Annotated in this window: 1 protein-coding gene; it reads right to left on the reverse strand. The window is 24.5% G+C overall.

Translation table 11 applies throughout. The features are described 5' to 3' along the window. Positions 1-2: 2 nt before the first annotated feature. Entirely contained in the window at positions 3-491 is a 489-nt protein-coding gene (locus HMPREF9071_RS11740) for a hypothetical protein (protein ID WP_162859688.1), read from the reverse strand. Positions 492-599: the final 108 nt, after the last annotated feature.

Raw genomic sequence — 599 nt, forward strand, 5'->3', positions numbered from 1 at the left:
AATTATAGGCTGATATAGGCTTCTACATCATTATCTTTTGCTCCTGAAAGTAATGTATTAATATTTTCTTTTACTGATTCCCTGCCAATTGTAATCGTTCCAACACATTTTTCCTCATTCATTAGAATTTCAATGATAGGCAATGTAATACTATCCTTAGTAAAATATTGCTTTGATAGTAATAAATAATAGTTTCCTGAGGAGATATGTATTTTTTTAATTCTCTTACCTACGTAGTATTTTATAATATTTCTACCACCACTGATATCAAAATTTCCGTCTTTAAAGTATGCGATATAATATTTTCTAATACCTGTTTTGACTTTATAACAGCCATTTAGTGGTGTATTAAATAGTGTATTTATTTTTCTATATTTGATAATTGAAGGAAAATTTACTTTTGTACTTTTAATCTTATACTCTTCTGTTTTTATATCTTTTATTTTTATTGATATAGTGTCTTGAGCATAGGAAAAAAATATAAATATCATATAAAAAAATAATATAAATATAATTTTCATATTCAAATTAATCATTAATTATACTTACTAAATCGATATCGTCTTTTTGCATCTCTTCCCATTGCCATTTCCAAAAAG

The organism is Capnocytophaga sp. oral taxon 338 str. F0234 (assembly GCF_000192225.1).
Lineage (GTDB): Bacteria > Bacteroidota > Bacteroidia > Flavobacteriales > Flavobacteriaceae > Capnocytophaga.